Origin of the sequence: Vibrio sp. D404a (assembly GCF_030248535.1) — a bacterium.
In the GTDB taxonomy this organism is placed as follows: Bacteria; Pseudomonadota; Gammaproteobacteria; order Enterobacterales; family Vibrionaceae; genus Vibrio.
Genome location: NZ_JAHGAJ010000019.1, coordinates 129,816 through 148,254, shown reverse-complemented (window position 1 = coordinate 148,254; position 18,439 = coordinate 129,816). Strand labels below are relative to the sequence as shown.

Annotated in this window: 19 protein-coding genes; 14 read left to right on the top strand and 5 right to left on the bottom strand. The window is 43.3% G+C overall.

Annotated features, from left to right (window positions below; translation table 11 throughout):
* The first annotated feature begins 31 nt into the window (after positions 1-31).
* The 3 genes from modA to modC are packed head-to-tail and all read left to right on the top strand — an operon-like array spanning position 32 to position 2,588.
* Complete coding sequence (modA, locus tag KI655_RS12340; RefSeq protein WP_285405321.1) at positions 32-787, top strand: molybdate ABC transporter substrate-binding protein; 756 nt, start codon at positions 32-34, stop codon at positions 785-787.
* Positions 787-1,485 (top strand): molybdate ABC transporter permease subunit, encoded by a 699-nt coding sequence (gene modB, locus KI655_RS12335; protein WP_285405319.1) that lies wholly within the window; start codon positions 787-789, stop codon positions 1,483-1,485. The genes modA and modB overlap by 1 nt, the downstream gene beginning before the upstream one ends.
* Complete coding sequence (gene modC / locus KI655_RS12330; protein WP_285405317.1) at positions 1,482-2,588, top strand: molybdenum ABC transporter ATP-binding protein ModC; 1,107 nt, start codon at positions 1,482-1,484, stop codon at positions 2,586-2,588. The genes modB and modC overlap by 4 nt, the downstream gene beginning before the upstream one ends.
* A gap of 188 nt (positions 2,589-2,776) precedes the next feature.
* On the opposite strand, the gene KI655_RS12325 is transcribed toward modC, so the two are convergent.
* Positions 2,777-3,214, bottom strand: coding sequence for a DUF3069 domain-containing protein (locus tag KI655_RS12325; protein ID WP_150869563.1), 438 nt, complete (start codon positions 3,212-3,214; stop codon positions 2,777-2,779).
* 131 nt (positions 3,215-3,345) lie between these two features.
* On the opposite strand from KI655_RS12325, the gene KI655_RS12320 reads away from it, so the two are divergent.
* Together KI655_RS12320 and KI655_RS12315 are read left to right on the top strand one after the other, a co-directional pair.
* A complete protein-coding gene (locus KI655_RS12320) occupies positions 3,346-4,317 on the top strand; it encodes a diguanylate cyclase (RefSeq protein WP_285405315.1) in 972 nt (323 codons plus the stop codon).
* 174 nt (positions 4,318-4,491) lie between these two features.
* Positions 4,492-5,463: a Solitary outer membrane autotransporter beta-barrel domain gene (locus KI655_RS12315; protein ID WP_285405314.1), complete on the top strand. Its 972-nt coding sequence runs from the start codon at positions 4,492-4,494 to the stop codon at positions 5,461-5,463.
* A gap of 42 nt (positions 5,464-5,505) precedes the next feature.
* On the opposite strand, the gene KI655_RS12310 is transcribed toward KI655_RS12315, so the two are convergent.
* Positions 5,506-6,750, bottom strand: a complete 1,245-nt coding sequence (locus KI655_RS12310) for a GGDEF domain-containing protein (protein WP_285405312.1) — start codon at positions 6,748-6,750, stop codon at positions 5,506-5,508.
* A gap of 232 nt (positions 6,751-6,982) precedes the next feature.
* On the opposite strand from KI655_RS12310, the gene KI655_RS12305 reads away from it, so the two are divergent.
* The 9 genes from KI655_RS12305 (at position 6,983) to KI655_RS12265 (ending at position 15,459) form a co-directional block, all read left to right on the top strand.
* Positions 6,983-7,345 (top strand): late competence development ComFB family protein, encoded by a 363-nt coding sequence (locus KI655_RS12305; RefSeq protein WP_285405310.1) that lies wholly within the window; start codon positions 6,983-6,985, stop codon positions 7,343-7,345.
* A 50-nt stretch (positions 7,346-7,395) separates the two neighbouring features.
* Positions 7,396-7,677, top strand: a complete 282-nt coding sequence (locus KI655_RS12300; protein WP_285405308.1) for an HlyU family transcriptional regulator — start codon at positions 7,396-7,398, stop codon at positions 7,675-7,677.
* A gap of 301 nt (positions 7,678-7,978) precedes the next feature.
* Positions 7,979-9,526, top strand: a complete 1,548-nt coding sequence (gene pntA / locus KI655_RS12295; RefSeq protein ID WP_285405306.1) for a Re/Si-specific NAD(P)(+) transhydrogenase subunit alpha — start codon at positions 7,979-7,981, stop codon at positions 9,524-9,526.
* Between the two features lie 12 nt (positions 9,527-9,538).
* Entirely contained in the window at positions 9,539-10,918 is a 1,380-nt protein-coding gene (gene pntB, locus KI655_RS12290; RefSeq protein WP_285405305.1) for a Re/Si-specific NAD(P)(+) transhydrogenase subunit beta, read from the top strand.
* A 161-nt stretch (positions 10,919-11,079) separates the two neighbouring features.
* Entirely contained in the window at positions 11,080-12,549 is a 1,470-nt protein-coding gene (gene vxrA, locus KI655_RS12285; RefSeq protein WP_373417264.1) for a sensor histidine kinase VxrA, read from the top strand.
* The gene (vxrB, locus tag KI655_RS12280) at positions 12,524-13,183 is read left to right on the top strand and encodes a response regulator transcription factor VxrB (protein WP_285405302.1); all 660 of its coding nucleotides are present in this window, start codon (positions 12,524-12,526) and stop codon (positions 13,181-13,183) included. Before vxrA ends, vxrB begins: the two co-directional genes overlap by 26 nt.
* 2 nt (positions 13,184-13,185) lie before the next feature.
* Positions 13,186-14,073, top strand: a complete 888-nt coding sequence (locus tag KI655_RS12275) for a DUF2861 family protein (protein ID WP_285405300.1) — start codon at positions 13,186-13,188, stop codon at positions 14,071-14,073.
* A 51-nt stretch (positions 14,074-14,124) separates the two neighbouring features.
* On the top strand, positions 14,125-15,267 hold the full coding sequence (locus KI655_RS12270) for a conjugal transfer protein TraF (protein WP_285405298.1): 1,143 nt from the start codon (positions 14,125-14,127) through the stop codon (positions 15,265-15,267).
* Positions 15,268-15,309: 42 nt separating this feature from the next.
* Positions 15,310-15,459 carry a YoaH family protein gene (locus tag KI655_RS12265; protein WP_285405296.1) on the top strand — a complete coding sequence of 50 codons (150 nt, stop codon included), beginning with the start codon at positions 15,310-15,312 and terminating at the stop codon, positions 15,457-15,459.
* Positions 15,460-15,880: 421 nt separating this feature from the next.
* Here the strand turns inward: KI655_RS12265 and KI655_RS12260 are convergent, their stop codons facing one another.
* The 3 genes from KI655_RS12260 to yciH all read right to left on the bottom strand — a co-directional run bounded on the left by KI655_RS12260 (position 15,881) and on the right by yciH (position 18,439).
* Positions 15,881-17,146 carry a GGDEF domain-containing protein gene (locus KI655_RS12260; RefSeq protein ID WP_285405295.1) on the bottom strand — a complete coding sequence of 422 codons (1,266 nt, stop codon included), beginning with the start codon at positions 17,144-17,146 and terminating at the stop codon, positions 15,881-15,883.
* A 472-nt stretch (positions 17,147-17,618) separates the two neighbouring features.
* Entirely contained in the window at positions 17,619-17,843 is a 225-nt protein-coding gene (locus KI655_RS12255) for a helix-turn-helix domain-containing protein (protein ID WP_285405689.1), read from the bottom strand.
* 284 nt (positions 17,844-18,127) lie between these two features.
* The gene (yciH, locus tag KI655_RS12250; RefSeq protein WP_032552543.1) at positions 18,128-18,439 is read right to left on the bottom strand and encodes a stress response translation initiation inhibitor YciH; all 312 of its coding nucleotides are present in this window, start codon (positions 18,437-18,439) and stop codon (positions 18,128-18,130) included.

Sequence of the window (18,439 nt, the reverse complement as noted above, 5' to 3'; positions counted from 1 at the left end):
AACAAATACTAATCACGTTAAAGAGAGTGTGATGACAAAAAGACTGCTGACGATAGCTATGGCGTTTTTGGCCTTTCAAGCATCAGCGCAAGACTCGATTAAAGTCTACGCTGCCTCCTCAATGACTAACGCCGTCAATGAACTGATTACAGAATTCGAAAAGAATAACGACGTAGAGGTGACGCCTGTGTATGCAAGCACGTCGTCATTGGTGCGTCAGATAGAACGAGGCGCACCTGCAGACTTGTTTATTGCCGCTAATGAGAAGTGGATGACACATCTACTCGATAGGGGTTACGTATCAAGTGACAATGTCACTAACTGGGCAGGTAATGAACTCGTTTTAGTGACTTCAATGGCAGACAAAACGGATTATTCACAGTTCAAAATCGACGACGCATCCGCATGGCAAGCGACGCTGACCGGCGAGCGTCTAGCGGTCGGTAATACTATGTCTGTGCCTGCAGGCATCTATGCCAAAGAATCTCTAGAAGCGCTTAACGTGTGGGACAGTGTGCGCACGCGTCTCGCTCCGAGTAATAACGTTCGTATGGCTCTAGCGCTGGTAGAGCGACAAGAAGCTCGACTTGGCATTGTGTATAAGACCGATGCTATGCTTTCAGAGCAAGTGACTATTGTGGACACGTTTCCTGCGTCATCGCACACTGAAATACGTTACCCTGTAGCGAAGATTAATGACAATACGTCTACTGAAGCGTTCTATCGTTTCATGCAGGGTGAGTTTTCTAAGACAGTTCTCGAACGCTACGGTTTTTATACGCATTAATGTTTTATTTATCTGACTACGAATACCAAGCTTTATTGTTAAGCCTCAAAGTTGCGGGGTTTGCCATCATATGGTTGATTCCAATTGGCATCGGTTTGGCATGGTTACTCGCAAAAAAGCAGTTTATTGGTAAAGGGCTTGTAGAGAGCTTGGTTCATTTACCCTTGGTTCTTCCACCTGTGGTGATTGGTTACCTATTATTGGTCATGATGGGTAGACAAGGCATCATAGGCTCTTGGCTGAACGATGTATTTGGCTTGGTATTTAGCTTCAGCTGGAAAGGAGCGTCGCTCGCATGCATTGTGGTTGCACTGCCACTAATGGTGCGTTCTATTCGATTGAGCTTGGAAACGGTCGATAGCAAACTCGAAGAAGCTGCGGCGACTTTAGGCGCTTCTCCAATCAAGGTCTTTTTCACCATCACACTCCCTCTAATGGTGCCGGGTATTATCACAGGCACTATGCTCTCCTTTGCTCGCAGCTTGGGCGAATTCGGCGCGACCATCAGTTTCGTGTCTAATATTCCCGGAGAAACCCAAACCATCCCTTTGGCGATGTACACCTTTATTGAAACGCCGGGCGCTGAAATGGAAGCGGCGCGCTTATGTGCGATATCAATAGCGATTGCACTTGGCTCTTTGATGTTATCCGAGTGGTTGAACCGCAAAACGGCGAGTAAATTAGGAGGCAATCAATGAGTCAGTTGATATTAAATTATCAGCAAAAGCTCGGCGATACTGAGTTTGATGTTGACCTCAATCTACCTAGCCATGGAATCACCGCCATCTTTGGTCGCTCTGGTGCCGGCAAAACGACGTTGATCAATGCCATCAGTGGCCTTAAAAACCCAGACAGTGGTCATATTGTGGTGTCTGGTAAAACCTTGTTTGATAGCTCTAAGGGTATTAATCTGCCTGTCCACCAGCGCAATGTCGGCTATGTATTTCAAGAGTCGCGTCTGTTTCCACACATGAAGGTAAGCAGCAACCTTAGATACGGTGTTAAAACCTTCGATAGGGATCATTTCGATCAAGTGGTGGATCTTCTCTCTTTGCGATCTCTACTCGATCGTTACCCTGCAAAATTGTCCGGTGGTGAGAAGCAGCGTGTAGCAATCGGTCGAGCGCTACTCTCTAAACCGAATATTTTACTGATGGATGAACCCTTAGCCTCGCTTGATCTGCCGCGCAAGCGTGAGGTAATGCCGTTTTTAGAGAACCTCTCTGAAAGCGTGAAAATCCCAATTATCTATGTGACTCACAGTCTAAATGAGATTCTCAGACTCTCTAATCACTTGGTGATTCTTGAACAGGGTAAGGTACTCTCTTCGGGGCAAACTGAAGAGGTATGGGCATCGCGTGCGATGAGACCTTGGCAATCGTTCTCAGAACAGAGCTCTTTGTTTGAAGCCAAGATTGTCGAGCATAATGATGACTACGCGCTCTCTAAGCTTGCCTTAGGTGACAATACATCGCTTTGGGTGCAACAAGTCGATAACCCGGTTGAGGCTTCAGTGAGGCTCCAGATTCGAGCCAATGATGTATCGCTCTCGTTACAACAGCCTCAAAACACCTCGATACGTAATATCTTGCCCGCTGTGATCCGTCGTGTAGAGACTCAACAACACGGCCATAACAAGCAGAGTGTTGCTGTTGAATTGGAACTAGAGCCTGGATGCTACTTATGGGCAACGATTACGCTGTGGGCGCTTGATGAATTGAGTTTGACGATAGGACAGCGCGTATTTGCTCAAATCAAAGGGGTGAGTGTGGCGCAGCGTGATATTGCTTTAACCCATTAATGCAGTCTTGTTTACTGACTAACATTTGGTGTTCAGTGTAAGTTGCTTAATTTTAGCGATTAAGATGTGACACTAGTACCATATATTAGTATTTAGCTTGCGATAGATAGCAAAAAGCCGCTCAATATGAAGCGGCTTTTTAATTTCTATAAAGAACAAAAGGTTACTCTTAGATAACCTTGGATTCACTACTTAGTGAAAACTTCTTTAAAGTCACGCTTCAAGATAGCATCACGACGTGCTTTCTTGATCTGTTTAACCATGTCTTTCACACAGTTGTGAAGAACTTGGTCAAGAAGTTGTGCGCGGTACTCTTCTTTCTCTTCGTCAGTCATGCCTTCAGGCAGCTTAAGAGTTGGAAACTCTTCCATTACGTTAATACCAGCAAATGATTGGCTTACTGAGATTAATGCGTGGAATTGTTCAAAGTTGTCTAGAACGTTCTGTGCGCTTGCTGGAAGGCTATCCCAAGCTTCACGTACTGCTTCTTCAGACACCTCGTGAATAGAAGTAACCATGTTGTGCATCTCTTTTGGCACTTCGTCAAATTCGATAACTTGACGTAGCTCTGGAGAGATAGTGGTTAAATCGATTTCTTGTTGTTCGTTGTTTGTAGCGTCTGACATAGTATTTCTCTTTAAAAAGAAACAATGCTAAAAAGATCTGTAAAAAAGTCAATATAATATAGATATGACAGCATGAATTAGCGCCAGTTTTAGGCTATTTTCATAGTTCAACACAATATAAAGGTGATGTAATGGCAGAAATGGGATCATCAATGCGAATATTGCTCGTCGATGACGTGCAGTTGGATCGAATGCAACTTGCCATTCGCCTTAAACAGATTGGTCACGAAGTTGAAGCCGTTGGTAGCGGTAGAGAGGCTCTAGAGATCTACTCTCAGTGTGACCCTGAGCTTGTGCTGCTTGATATCAGCATGCCAGATATGGACGGCTTTGAAGTCGCCCGCGAGATCCGTCGTCAGTTTCCAGATTGGATCCCAATCATTTTCTTGAGTGGGCACGACGAACCCGAAATGATCGCGAAAGCCATCGATGCTGGTGGTGATGACTATCTGATTAAGCCTGTAAATAAGGTTGTCTTGAACTCCAAGCTCATTGCCATGCAGCGAATTGCTCAAATGAGGCGAGAGTTAAAGCAGAGCACAGCCAAACTTGAAGAACTTAATCTACTGTTGAAACAGCAAGCCAATGAAGACGGTTTAACCAAACTCTATAATCGACGCTACATGGATACCAAGCTTGAAGAGAGCATTGCATGGCACGGACGTAGAAAAGCGCACATGACCATCATTCTCCTCGATGTCGACTTCTTTAAACCATACAACGACAACTATGGCCATATTCAAGGTGACAACTGCTTACAAGCGCTCGCAAGTACGCTTAAAAAGCTGTTTGTTCGTGCGGGTGAGTATGTTGGGCGCTATGGTGGTGAAGAGTTTATTCTAATTCTCGGTGACACAGATAAGAGCTTTGCCGAACAACAAGCGCAGCGTATTCAAGAAGCGTTAGATAAGATTAATCTCAAGCATGAACACTCTGCTGTGTCAGATAGGGTGACAGTGTCACAAGGTGTGCTAACTTTTGTCCCAACAGGCGATGAGTCAATAGAAGGTAGCTATCAAGCGGTAGATAGTGCGTTGTACTTGGCAAAAGAGAGCGGTCGTAATACTTATATTCTACGCGATATTGTTGAAGTTAACCGTTAACCATTAAGTGTTTAGAGTTCATAGCTAATCGCTCATTGCGAACCAGTAGCGAAGAGACGCAATGAGAGCAGTGCGGTTTATGTTGTCGATAAGCAAAATTGATGGTGAACCGTAAGCCCTTAGTGTTAAAGTCGCCATCCATTTTTTATTGGTTGTTGTTTAAGGACTATCTTTTTGAATCTTCGGTATTTACCTCTGGTTCTTTTTATTCCATCAACGGCTTTTGCTATAAGCCTATCCGATGCCTTTCAGAAGGAACTCGAACAAAGTTTTGCGACCAGCGTGGTCTTAAGTGACTCGGATGTTTTTACATTCGGCTTCCATAACTTTGACCCTAACCAAGTGTTCAATATCGATAACGAGAACATTGGCTCTGCAGAATCTATAAGTCGTCGTAAGAACATTGCTGCGGCGAGTTTTCCTTACACCTATGCCTTACCAAGCTACATAGAAGATAACCATCAGGAGCTTACTTTTCGTCTTTCTGCTTTAGGGATTGAACAAGATGTTAAGCTTGCGGATGGGTTTAAGCCTGACCTACAAAAAGAGCTGGTGCTGTCAGGATACTTCGAATTCGCTAATGTTAGTCAGTTAGATGAAAACTGGAGTGTAAACTCGGCCATTGGCCAACATATCTCATACTATCGAAACGAATATACTTATCGAAGTAACTACCTGGCGCCACTTCGTCCGTTCCTTGATGATACCTACCTGAACACTGACGCTTGGGCTTATATCGTTGAACCTAGCATCAAATTGACCTATGAAACGCCACAGAATTGGGGACGTTTGAAGGTGAGTTCGAGTTGGCATTACTTTTATGGATACGGATGGGGTGAAGCGAACAACGGTCAAGTCGGACGACCTGAAGGTTGGTACTTAGCCAACGAAGTAAAAGTTTTCTATGACTTGGTTCAATGGGGAGACAACATTACTTCAATGTACTCCAGTGTTAGACGCATTGATCTTGGAGGCGATACGTCTGATCCACTCGGCACACAATCTTACTACGAAACCAGTATTGGTTGGCTGCTGGATCCAGACTTACTCAATGATTGGGTTGATAACGTTGGGGTCGGTCTGACGATTAACTATGGTAGCTCTCTCAAAGGCGGGAGCTTAGTTGTGTTCTTCAACCAAGATTGAGCTACTGAATCAGAAACGCTCTTCTTTTGTTAAACCGGTTGACTACTCTTTACTGATAGACAATCGGTTACGACCCGCTTTCTTTGCCTTATAAAGCGCATTATCCGCAAGCTTCATCACTTCTTCTGGCTTTTTAGTGCTCTTGCTGTCGGCTAAACCGATACTCACGGTAACATTCACGATCTTTGACTTGGCTGGAACACGTCCACGATTCTTACTGCCCGTTTCGTCACAGTTTGGTCGAGCTTGGTTATCGCGAATTATGATGTCGTAGGCTTCAATGTCTTTAATCAGCTCATTGAGGTGTGTTACGACATGCTTTGCCTGCTTGCGACGATAGATGATCGTGAACTCTTCACCACCGTATCGATAAATTCTAGGGTGACCAGAAGTCAGTCTCATACGGCTGGCGACTAGCTTAAGAACTTCATCGCCGATATCGTGACCGTAGGTATCATTGAACGATTTAAAGTGATCGATATCCAGCATAGCGAGGGAAAATTTACGCCCCAAATGCTTCATGTCGCTTTCTAGCGCGTGACGGCCAGGGATATTAGTCAGTTGATCGTTAAACGCCAATGCGTGGCTTGCAGACATCATGTAGATGATGATCAGAACACCCGACAGAGAAAAGAGGGTGCTTGATATGTATTGAACATCAAAGAAGATGAACGTGGCGCTCGCCATGACTATCGAGCTATAAACGACAACGTCTATCGGACGGTTGTACAACAACACAAGAATGGCTGTAAGCCCTGATAGTCCCAAGCTGTACATAACAAGAATAAAAGGAATCTTAGAGAGTGATGGCAACGTAAAGAGTAGACCTTCACTCCATGATTCAAACCCACCATCGTAGAAGTGTGAGATGATTAGTTGTGACCACGTAACGAATAGCGCGATTGCTGCGAAGTATAGCCCTGCTGTACGCAGAGATAACGCGGTATTCGGAAAGGCATACACCAATAGGCATGATACGGGTAGCAGCGCCGCAAGCAACGACAACTCTAGTAGCGTAGTTCCGGTGTTGAGTGGAGTTTGAAGGCGCATCTGAATCACGATATAGGCAATTAACATGGTGATTGAAACCATGGTCATTCGACCCTGCTTAAAGGTGAAGCAAAGTATGCCTGCTACAGAGAGTAGGATGTAAGGAAGATTATTCGCAAAGCCTTGGTTTGATTCCGTAATGAGAATAACGCTGTTCATACCGACAAGCAGTATGCTGAGCAAAAGCAGTGGGAAGCTGAAACGAAACAAACTCGACGTTACAAACGAAGATGACATTTATGAAGAGTGCCTAACTAAACTGATGATTCTATAACTAAACTGGATATGTAGGATACGGCTTAAATTCTAATTGCCAAGCTTTTTACCTAATTTTCGACAAAAACATAGTGATGAGTTATGAATAATGCAACAAAGTGGATATCTTTGTTGTTGATATTATTGGTATAACAAACTAAACGTTAAGTAGGATTAACCTAATCACCCATCGTAGATCATGGAGAGATGAGATATGCAGATCAGCGTCGACGTTCACAATTATATGGAAACACTCGTAGGACAAGTGCTTGCCACTGAAGAGTATGTATCGAGTTATTCTCAAGAGCATTTAGCCGATCTTGCTTGTTTGGCTCTTGGTCAGCTTAAGCCTATTTATATTCGCTACGACATCGACTTTTTAGCGGCGCTACCAGAAGAAAAGTTGGTTCTGTATAAACGAAATAGTGAGATCGCGGTAAAAAATGCCGAAGCGATGATCTTGGATGACCGAAGAAAAAATCGCTCTCAGGATGTCCCAGTTATCTTCTCACATCACAATTTTGACGATGATGTGGAGTTGGATTGGTATGAAAAGCCACTGTTGAAGAACAACTAGTCGTGGTACGTTAGACGAGTCCTTGGTTGTTCAATTAGGAGTATTTAAACGTGGGATTTTTTTCAAAGCTATTTGGAAGTAAAGAAAAAACCGAACAAGCCGCTGTTGTGGAACCGGTAGAATATAAAGGTTTCAATATCTATCAAGAAGCACTGGCAGAGTCGGGGCAATATAGAGTGGCTGGGCGCATCGAGAAAGAGATCGATGGCGAAGTTAAGTCACATCGCTTTATTCGTTCTGATGTTGTTTCAAACAAAGATGACGCCGACGAATTGATGCTTAAAAAATCTCAGATGTTTATCGATCAAATGGGCGATAACATTTTTAGCTAGCCAATTAGGGTTAGATTTGATGTTGGTCATAATTTTAAGAGCCTTCAGTGTATATGCTGAAGGCTCTTTTTAGTTTTTAAGGAAAAAGAGCAGCTAGATAGTTGTTATTTAAAGGATTAATTTTAAGTGGTTTGACCTCTTAACCTTCCATGGTTGTCTTTTAGCCCCTCAAAATCGATGAAATTACATCCAATCCGTTATATGTAATAACTTTTTCTGTTCTTTGAACAAAACGCTTGAAGTATTAGTTGTCGTTAGATACAAACGAATAAGTCATTGTGCCAATAGTCAAGGAATAGCTATGCAAATTGGTGTACCAAAAGAAACCCTCGCAGGTGAAACGCGAGTCGCTGCTTCTCCAAAATCGGTAGAACAGCTTTTAAAATTAGGATTTGAGGTTTGTGTTGAAACACAGGCAGGTGCTTTAGCGAGTTTTGATGATGCAGCTTTTGAAGAAGCTGGTGCTAAAGTAGTGTCTGCAGAACAAGCTTGGGATTCTGATATTATTCTTAAAGTCAACGCACCTATTGTTGACGAAAATCTCGATGAGATAGCGCTCATTAAAGAAGGGGCGAGCCTAGTCAGTTTTATCTGGCCAGCGCAAAACCCTGAATTGATGGAGCAACTTTCTAGTAAAAACATCAATGTGATGGCAATGGACTCGGTGCCGCGTATTTCACGTGCCCAAGCATTGGATGCATTGAGTTCAATGGCCAATATCGCAGGTTATCGCGCTGTGGTTGAGGCTGCTCATGAATTTGGTCGTTTCTTTACCGGTCAAATCACTGCTGCGGGTAAAGTTCCGCCGGCTAAAGTGCTTGTTGCCGGTGCGGGTGTTGCTGGCTTGGCGGCAATCGGTGCTGCAGGTAGCTTAGGTGCCATTGTTCGTTCGTTTGATGTTCGTCCAGAAGTAAAAGAACAAGTCGAATCGATGGGCGCAGAATTCTTGGAAGTCGATTTCCAAGAAGATACCGGCGCAGGCGATGGCTATGCAAAAGAGATGTCTGACGAATTCAACAAGAAAGCGGAAGAGCTCTATGCTGCACAAGCTAAAGATGTTGATATCATTATCACAACAGCTCTTATCCCAGGGCGTCCAGCACCAAAACTGATCACCAAAGAGATGGTTGATAGCATGAAGCCGGGTAGTGTGATTGTTGACTTAGCTGCTGCGAACGGCGGTAACTGTGAATACACAGTGGCTGACCAAGTGATCACAACAGCAAATGGCGTTAAGGTTGTTGGTTACACCGATATGGTAGGTCGTCTACCAACGCAATCGTCTCAACTCTACGCTACCAACCTAGTTAACCTTCTTAAGCTTCTTTGCAAAGAGAAAGATGGCAATATCAACATCGATTTTGATGATGTTGTGCTGCGTGGCGTGACTGTGGTTAAAGAGGGTGAAGTGACGTGGCCTGCGCCACCGATTCAAGTTTCGGCTCAACCTCAACAGGCAAAACCGCAAGCTGCACCTGCTGAACCTAAAGTTGAAGAACCAAAATCCCCAGCGAAAAAGATTGCTGGTATGGCGATCGCAGTCGGTGCATTTGCATGGGTTGCATCTGTGGCTCCTGCCGCGTTTTTATCGCACTTCACCGTATTCGTACTAGCATGTATCGTTGGTTACTACGTGGTATGGAACGTTAGCCACTCTTTGCATACTCCACTAATGTCGGTAACGAATGCAATCTCAGGCATCATCGTTGTTGGTGCGTTACTTCAAATCGGTCAAGGCAGTGGTGTTGTTACCTTCTTGTCGTTTATCGCCGTGTTAATTGCAAGCATCAACATCTTTGGTGGCTTTACTGTTACCAAACGCATGCTTGAAATGTTCCGTAAAGACTAAGGAGTATAACGGATGTCTGAAGGATTAGTACAAGCAGCATACATCATCGCTGCTGTGTTCTTTATCATGAGTCTTGCTGGACTATCTAAGCAAGAATCGGCTCGTGCTGGTAACTACTACGGTATTACTGGTATGGCAATCGCTCTGTTTGCAACGATCTTTGGCCCTTACTCGGAAGGTCTGGTTTGGATCATTATTGCAATGGTGATCGGTGGTGGTATTGGTATCCACTACGCGAAGAAAGTTGAAATGACCGAAATGCCAGAATTGGTTGCGATTCTACACAGTTTTGTAGGTATGGCAGCGGTTCTTGTTGGTTACAACAGCTACATTGATGCACCAGAAGCTGCAACGCACGCAGAGCACGTTATTCACCTTGTGGAGGTTTTCCTTGGCGTGTTCATTGGTGCAGTGACGTTCACTGGCTCTATTGTAGCGTTCGGCAAGCTGCGTGGCGTGATTTCTTCGTCTGCACTTAACATTCCTCACAAGCATAAATGGAACCTGGCTGCGGTTGTGGTTTCTACATTGCTTATGATCATGTTTGTTAAAGCTGATGGCAGCATGTTCGCGCTTATCGTAATGACGCTTATCGCATTTGCGTTCGGTTACCATCTGGTTGCTTCTATCGGTGGTGCAGATATGCCGGTAGTAGTTTCAATGCTTAACTCGTACTCAGGTTGGGCAGCGGCGGCAGCTGGTTTCATGCTAGCAAACGATCTATTGATCGTAACAGGTGCACTAGTTGGTTCGTCAGGTGCGATTCTGTCTTACATCATGTGTAAGGCGATGAACCGCTCATTCATTAGCGTAATTGCTGGTGGTTTTGGTCAAGAAGTATCGGTATCAGGTGATGCTGAAGAGCAGGGCGAGCACAGAGAATCTTCTGCTGAAGACGTTGCTGAAATGCTGAAAGGCTCTAAGTCTGTCATCATTACTCCGGGATACGGCATGGCGGTAGCACAAGCACAATACCCAGTACATGAGATCACTGAAAAGCTTCGTGCACAAGGTGTTGAAGTGCGATTTGGTATCCACCCAGTGGCGGGTAGGTTACCGGGTCACATGAACGTACTCCTTGCCGAAGCTAAGGTACCGTATGATATCGTTCTTGAGATGGATGAGATCAACGATGACTTTACAGAGACAGACACTGTTCTAGTTATCGGTGCGAACGACACAGTTAATCCTGCAGCACTAGAAGATCCAAATAGCCCAATCGCAGGCATGCCTGTACTTGAGGTTTGGAATGCGCAAAACGTTATCGTGTTTAAACGTTCAATGAATACAGGCTATGCCGGTGTTCAAAACCCACTGTTCTTTAAAGACAACACGCAAATGTTGTTTGGTGATGCTAAAGAGAGCTGCTTGAGCATTCTAGAGCACTTATAAGAAACGCTTAGTTTACAAGGGACTCGATTGAGTCCCTTTTTTTGGTCACGACTTTTACATTCATCTCAATTATCACTATTGAAATTATCCCGGATATCGGAATAGTCAGGTAAAAATTTATCTTTGATAACGAATGGTATATATTTGATTTATCTGTATGAATTAGCGCTTGGCTTGTGACGATTAAACAAACATTATCATTTATTACATTGAGCTTTTTCGTTTCGGCAAGTGCACTGGCTGATTCGTTGCCTGAGCGTATCGATCATTTCACCAAACTGTTTGATCATGAAACAGCAGTCGAATCTTATGACATTCGCGTACTGCAGGCTGACTATCCAACTAGTTTAATCATGCCATCGGCAATGTTACCTCAAACCGCAAAGTACCCGCTGAAAGATATTCAAAGACTCTATCAACTGTCTAAGACTTGTAGCGGAAAATTGCCGTTGAGTCCTTTAATTACAGAACCTTTGGTGTTTACACGCGCTATGTGTAAAGGCACGGTTTTGTCGGATCGTTGGTTTAGTCGTAGCGGCTTGATTCACCCTGGTGGCGGCTCTTACGCTGCGCGTTATGTTGAACAGTATCCAGAGAAGTTTGAGTCACTAAAACGCTACATGCATATCCAAGAGCGCCCAAACGAGCAGCATGATGAGCTTTTGACGCGTTTAAAGAATATGAATAGTGAAGCTATCACCTCATTGCTTGCGGGCGCGAGTATGTTTGTGGAGCTTGACGAGCTTTGGTTGAAACGTGGCGACCGCTATTATTTGTATCAAGAACCCGTATGGTCAGAGAACGCGCAATTAGCTGGGCTTTCATATCGTTTATCAGACGAAGACAACAGCTGTTTTGTCCAACGCGGAAACATCTGTTGGGAGATTGAAGATCACTCAGAGTTGCTACAAATCGCAATGATCGTATTGGTTGTTGCCAATATTTTATTGGTCATTGGTTGGTCAATTTATCGTTGGAATGTACGCAAGCAAGAGATGAAGAGTCGTATGCTTGTATTGCAGATTTTGACTCACGAACTTCGTACTCCGATCGCGAGTTTGTCACTCACTGTAGAAGGGTTCAGACGTGAATTTGAACACTTACCAGAAACCGTTTATGACGAATTCAGAAGGCTCTGTGAAGACACTCGCCGATTGAGACAACTTGCTGAGGCGAGTAAAGATTACCTTCAGTCTGACAACCAACCCCTAGCAACAGAATGGGTTCCAAGTGTTCAAGAGTGGTTGGAGTTTAAGATTGAAGAAGAGTTTGGCCCTGATATCAAACTTGTTATCAACCAAGATATCGCTGCGAAAGTAAACGTTTATTGGTTAGGAACTTGTATTGATAACTTAATCAGAAATGCGGTTAAGTACGGAGTTGCACCAGTTACATTGGATCTCACGACTTCTGACAAGAAGCTGACATTCAAAGTAATAGATAATGGAGACTTGACCCGCAAAGACTGGGGGCAGTTACGCAAACCGTTTGTAAGTAAGAGCGGTCTTGGTTTAGGCCTAACGATAGTAGAATCTATGGTTGGGAAAATGGGTGGACATATGACTCTCATCGGGCCCCCAACAACATTTATTTTGGAGATACCTTGTGAAACAGACATTGCTTCTCGTTGAAGATGATAAAAACTTAGCTGATGGTCTTTTAGTTAGCCTAGAGCAAGCTGGATATGAATGTTTGCATGCAGAACTCATCTCTGAAGTTGAAGGCTACTGGGAACAAGCTGATCTGGTTATCCTCGACAGACAACTACCAGATGGCGATTCAGTAGACTCGCTTCCTGGTTGGAAGAAGAAAAAAGATATTCCAGTTATTCTTTTGACTGCGCTTGTGACAGTAAAAGATAAGGTGGCGGGTTTGGATTCAGGTGCAAACGACTACCTGACGAAACCATTTGCAGAAGCTGAGTTATTTGCGCGTATTCGTGCGCAACTTCGCCTACCTGATGCAGAAGAGCAGGACAGTTCAAAAGTGATCGCTCAAGACTTAGTTATCGATAAAGCGACACGTGAAGTCTTCTTTAAAGAGCAAGAAGTAACGTTAACCCGTACCGAGTTTGACTTGCTTCTATTCTTGGCAAGCAACTTAGGTCGCGTATTTACGCGTGATGAACTGCTTGACCATGTATGGGGTTACAACCATTTCCCAACAACACGTACGGTTGATACTCACGTACTACAGCTTCGTCAAAAGCTGCCGGGATTAGAAATTGAAACTCTACGTGGCGTTGGCTACAAGATGAAAGCGTAACAATGAAACTAAAAGCACTTCCACTGTTATTAATGGCAACAGCCAGTTTACCCACTTCTGCAACAGAGTGGTTCACTGGCAGTAACGCGTTAACGCAGGTCCATAAGCATATTTTGAACGATGACTTAACATTGATGTTCGACTCGTTGGTGGAAGTGTGGCAAAGCAACTCATCTAAGGTGCGTGAACAGCACCTTAATGAACTGTTTGATCAAGCACTGAATAAGGACTGCGGTAAAACACTCACCAAAAACACCTTACCTGAGTGGATTAGTTCAGTCGTTATCAAAAGGCATATGATTCAAAGCCCGGGACGAGATACGTTTCGTCTGGTCATTGACTTAGAGTCGACAGAAAGCATCAAAGATATCGTTCTCGATAAGTGGGTGGACAAGACGATCTCTTCCGACAGTCAAATGATGAAGAGTGACAAAACGGTCGAGAATAGTGAGGCGTTTTTGTATAACAAGCGCTATAACTTGTCTTCTCCACTACAATCGGGTCTATATCGACTGAGCGTAAAAGTCGATGGTGGCGTAACATGGAGTACATGGGTCATCTTCGGCGAAGTTCAACTTAAGCAACAGGTTCGTTGGTCATCCAAGGACTCGTGGCGTATCGATAAGAAAGAGCTGCTCAATCCTTATTGTCCATTACCACGCTTGGAAGTAGGACTGTACGATTACGTGGACGAAAAGTATGAGCGTGTCTGGGGTAAAAGCTATGAATCTGATTATCCAATGCAGCTCAAAGGCGAAGATATCCCAAGCGATCGCTATGTGTTAGCCGTTTCTATGGCTCATGCGCGCTGGCAAGGTGATATAAGCATCGAACAGACCCAAACGATAAGTAAAACGTATGATATTTCTAGCGAGGAAGAGTTAAAGTAAATTACAATCATGCCGATAACGACATAAAGGACTTAACAAAGAACTATCAGCATGAACAAAACGACAAAACTACTCGCAACGTCAATAGCCTTAGCTAGCCTTCCGGCTACAGCAGCAAACTATGCCATCGAAGCGCGCGGAGACGCTATGGGTGGCGTTGGTGTTGTATCAGCTAACTTCTTAACAGCCCCATTTTATAACCCTGCACTGGTTGCCATTTATCGTCGTAACGATGACTTGGGCATGATCACGCCAAGTTTTGGTGGCAGCTATAATGACCCAGACGATATGAAATCAAATATCGACGCTGTGTTAGATGCTACAAGCAGTACTGAAATTAATAACGCACTAAACAAACTCGATGGCAACCAAGCCAATTTTGATTTGGGTGGTGTTGTAGCTTTCGCTTTACCCAACCAATTCGTCGCCGCTAACGCATTTGCAAAAGTATACACCGAGAGTTTTGCGACACCGGATGTTCATACAACGGGGACAGATCAACAAAAGCTTGAGTTGTCGACTGTCTCTGCAGTTTCGGTCGGCGTAGCGGAAGCGGGCATCTCTCTTGCCAAATACCAAACCTTTATGGGCCAACACTTATCGTTTGGTGTTACCCCAAAATTACAAAGAATTTATACGTACAACTATATCGCTGATATAAACAACTATGATCTTTCTGATGTGCGTGAAAATGGTGAAGGTAATACCGCATTTAACATTGATGCTGGCGCACTTTGGTTCTTTGGTCCATTCAGAGTAGGTTTTTCTGCAACAAACCTGATTGCGCGAGATATCGAAACAAAAGATACAACTCGCACAATCTCTAGTGGCGGTACGAATAAAGTTGTTGGTGGAAAGTACTCTTATAAACTAGAGCCTGTCTACACCGTTGGTGCTGGTATCGTTGCTGACTACTTCACGTTAAGCGTCGATTACGATATCAACGAGGCAGAAAAATTCACGAGCTTTGATGACAACGAGCAGATGATTCGAGTAGGTACTGAGGTAGATATCTTGCGCCAATTGAAATTGAGAGGAGGGTACTACAAGAACCTTGCTTACTCTGATTCAGAAGGCACCATAACAGCAGGTGTAGGAATCTCTCCTTTGAACCTGTTCCAGTTAGATATCAGTGCAAACTACACTAATGAAAACGCTATGGGTGCGTCAATCAATTTCCTTGCCAGTTACTAATAGTCTCTATATAGTTCGGCTCCTAAGTAAAAGGAGCTGAACATGCTAAACGATTTGCCAACACTGACACACGCAGAACAGCAAGCCGCTGTAGAAAAAATTCAAGAACTAATGACTCAAGGTGTTAGTACAGCAGAAGCCATTAAGATCGTGGCTCAACAAATTCGTGAAGAATCAGAAACTAAAGAGTAGGGCATTAAGCCCTTCTTTTTTACCCATATAGTGCACTATAACTAAATCTCTCTTGCATCTAAAACTCCTACCTTAACCATATTTACGCGCTGGAATAGCGTGGTCTGCCAAGCAAAACGTCAAATTTATCAACGCATTAGAGTGGTGAATTATGCTGTTTGAAATCTTGTACACCTCAAGTTGTAATAAAACTACGTAACCAATTTCACTTAGCTAAACTCGCCGTCAATACTGCCGCCAAAATAACTGACAGTGGTGTTGGCGGTGTTTCATTTTTGTCTAACTTTCTTTAAGTTATTGTTTTTAAGGGATTTTAAGTTATGAAGAGACTTACTTAGAATAGACTTTGAATATGCTGTCTAAAGAAGGTTTGATTGTAATGATTGGCAACTTGGGAGGTAATCTTGGACAGGTGTAGAGGTTATAGATAGACGATACGGTCGCGGCCTTGTTCTTTCGCTTGATATAGAGCCTTGTCTGCACGCTTAATCGCACTACGCATAGATTCATTTCGGTCAAGTTTGGTTAAACCGACAGATGTTGTGACGTTTAAATCGTTAGGCCAAGAGTGTTGGCTCATTGCTTTAGTAAACAGTTCTATCTGCTCGTTACACTGTAGCGTACTCTCTTCTAAGCAAACCAATAGAAACTCCTCACCACCCCAGCGGTACATTAAGAAATGGTCGCTAAAGGTACACTCTGATAGACCAGCAAACTCAGCCAGTACTTTGTCTCCGACATCATGGCCATGTTTATCGTTCACTAGCTTAAAGTTGTCGAGATCGAACAAAGCGACATGGATAAATTTCTTTTGTTGTGCGAGCCTTTCAAAATCATAAAAGCTATCTAAAGCCTGTGTACGATTCCTTGCACCCGTTAATGGATCTGTCGTGGCTTTTATGCGGAGTTCAGCCATCTCTTTCTTTAATCTTACTGCCTTTTCATCAGAGCGCTTTCGTCCTCGACGAATCAGATAGACAGAACCACAGATATAATAAATAGCGAACAGGATCCAAACGCCAATCAGAATTCGGATTAGGGTTATGTGGGAAATAACTTTACCGTGGAAAATAATGCTATAGATGGTGAGTTTATGCAGGCCTTCAACTGTACTCGAACCTAGACCAACTTCCACTGACACCGTATTGGTAATGTCTACACCGCTATTTGTTATAGGGTGATTGTAGTAATCGACCCACCATAGAGGAACATTAAAGTACTTAAGGTCAATGTCTGCTTTATCATCAAGAGAGAAGTCAAAGCGGTTAAACTTGTTTGAGATGGGATCGTTAGGAACACTGTATTTTTCGTCGTAATTTCGTACGTAGAATCTGAACCTTGGGTCACTTTGGCCTTGATAGTCCATATTGATAGTGACAGAGTCATATTTGGACAGATCAACGCCATCTCCAACTTGTGAAATAACGAATTCCACCTCACAGAAAGGTGAACGGTAATCCCGCTTGAAATTACAGTGTAACGTTATATCGTCTTCACTAGATTCAATATAGCCACGGGTACCGCCACCATGATCTTCGTCAGTGTTAATTTTCACGGCGAAACGTTCAGGTGTGATCGTAAAGTTTTTATCCATACCTAAATGAAATGACAAAAGCGAGAACACAGTAAAAGCGAGGCACAAAACTGCTAGGAACACATTAAGCTGTCTGAATATTCTCTCGTTCATTTACTTTATTCCGTACGGATAATTATTAATTATGCTTTATCAATGGTGTCAGCGCAACCCGGGATTCTAAAAGGCTAGGGAGCTTACTGATACCGTACAGACTGAACTTTTACACATAATTGACATAGATTATTAATCGTAATATCTATTTTTAATATTTATAAACAATGGCTAAAAATTACAGCGTAACGTGTTTTGTAAAATAGACAGACCGTATCGTTGTACGAATAGCTCTGTTGAAGTTTGTGGATGGATTCGACTGCATCATAGTTGGCCTAATTGATATTTAACGGAGAGCCTGCGTGTTATCGACTAGGTCCAAAGTACATAATTTTCGATCGCTTCAACTGTCTAGATCGTTACGGCGCGTAACCATCGATTTGGATCAGTTCACCGAGACAGTCCCGTCGATAACGAGGTTGATATACTCGAGGTTTACGCTTGCTATGAGGTACACATAAACCGTCAGCGATCATCCATTGTCGCAGAGCTTGACGCTCTCATTGACACGATTTGAAGATGGCTTGCCTCGATTACCATGCGCGAGAGAAGCTGCGCCTTGTTGAAGGAAGCGAGTAATGAGCCGCTGGAGTTGTCGATAACTTAAACCTAATAACTTTAAAGCGTCACGTCGACTTAGGTTATGGTGTAGGACATCTTGGATTATCGTCAGTCTTTGTAATTCGCGGTCGTTCATAGTGATTAGCATCCTCAAACCTCCAAGGAAATGTAGGACACTTTTCACTTGGTAATATTAGGACATTTTCGCTTTGTTATAACAAAAATAAGTGCGTATTATCTATCTTATGTTAAATTAAATCCGCTATAACTAAGGCAGAGCTCTTTTCAGATACCCTGCCTTATCTTTCAATGTTCTGTTAGCTTAATATCACTGTTATTTAACCGAAAGCCTTATTTACCATAAAATAGCTAATATCTAATGATAATAATCTACGATTCTTAACTTAAATATTAGCGTTATTAACCACCGGCTAATTTAACTTTAAGACCTTTCTTTTCAAGGTGTGCTTTGATTTTGTCACGAGCATCGCCTTGAATTTCAATGTTACCGTCTTTTACTGAGCCGCCACATCCGCAAACTTTCTTAAGTTCTGCTGCCATCAGCTTAAGTGGTGCGTCATCTAGGTCTAAACCCGTTACAACTGAAACACCTTTGCCTTTACGGCCCTTAGTTTCACGTTGAATGCGAACAATGCCATCGCCTTTAGGACGTTCAACTTTCTCTTCTTCAGGTTTAATACGACCTGTTTCTGTGGAATACACTAAGCTCAT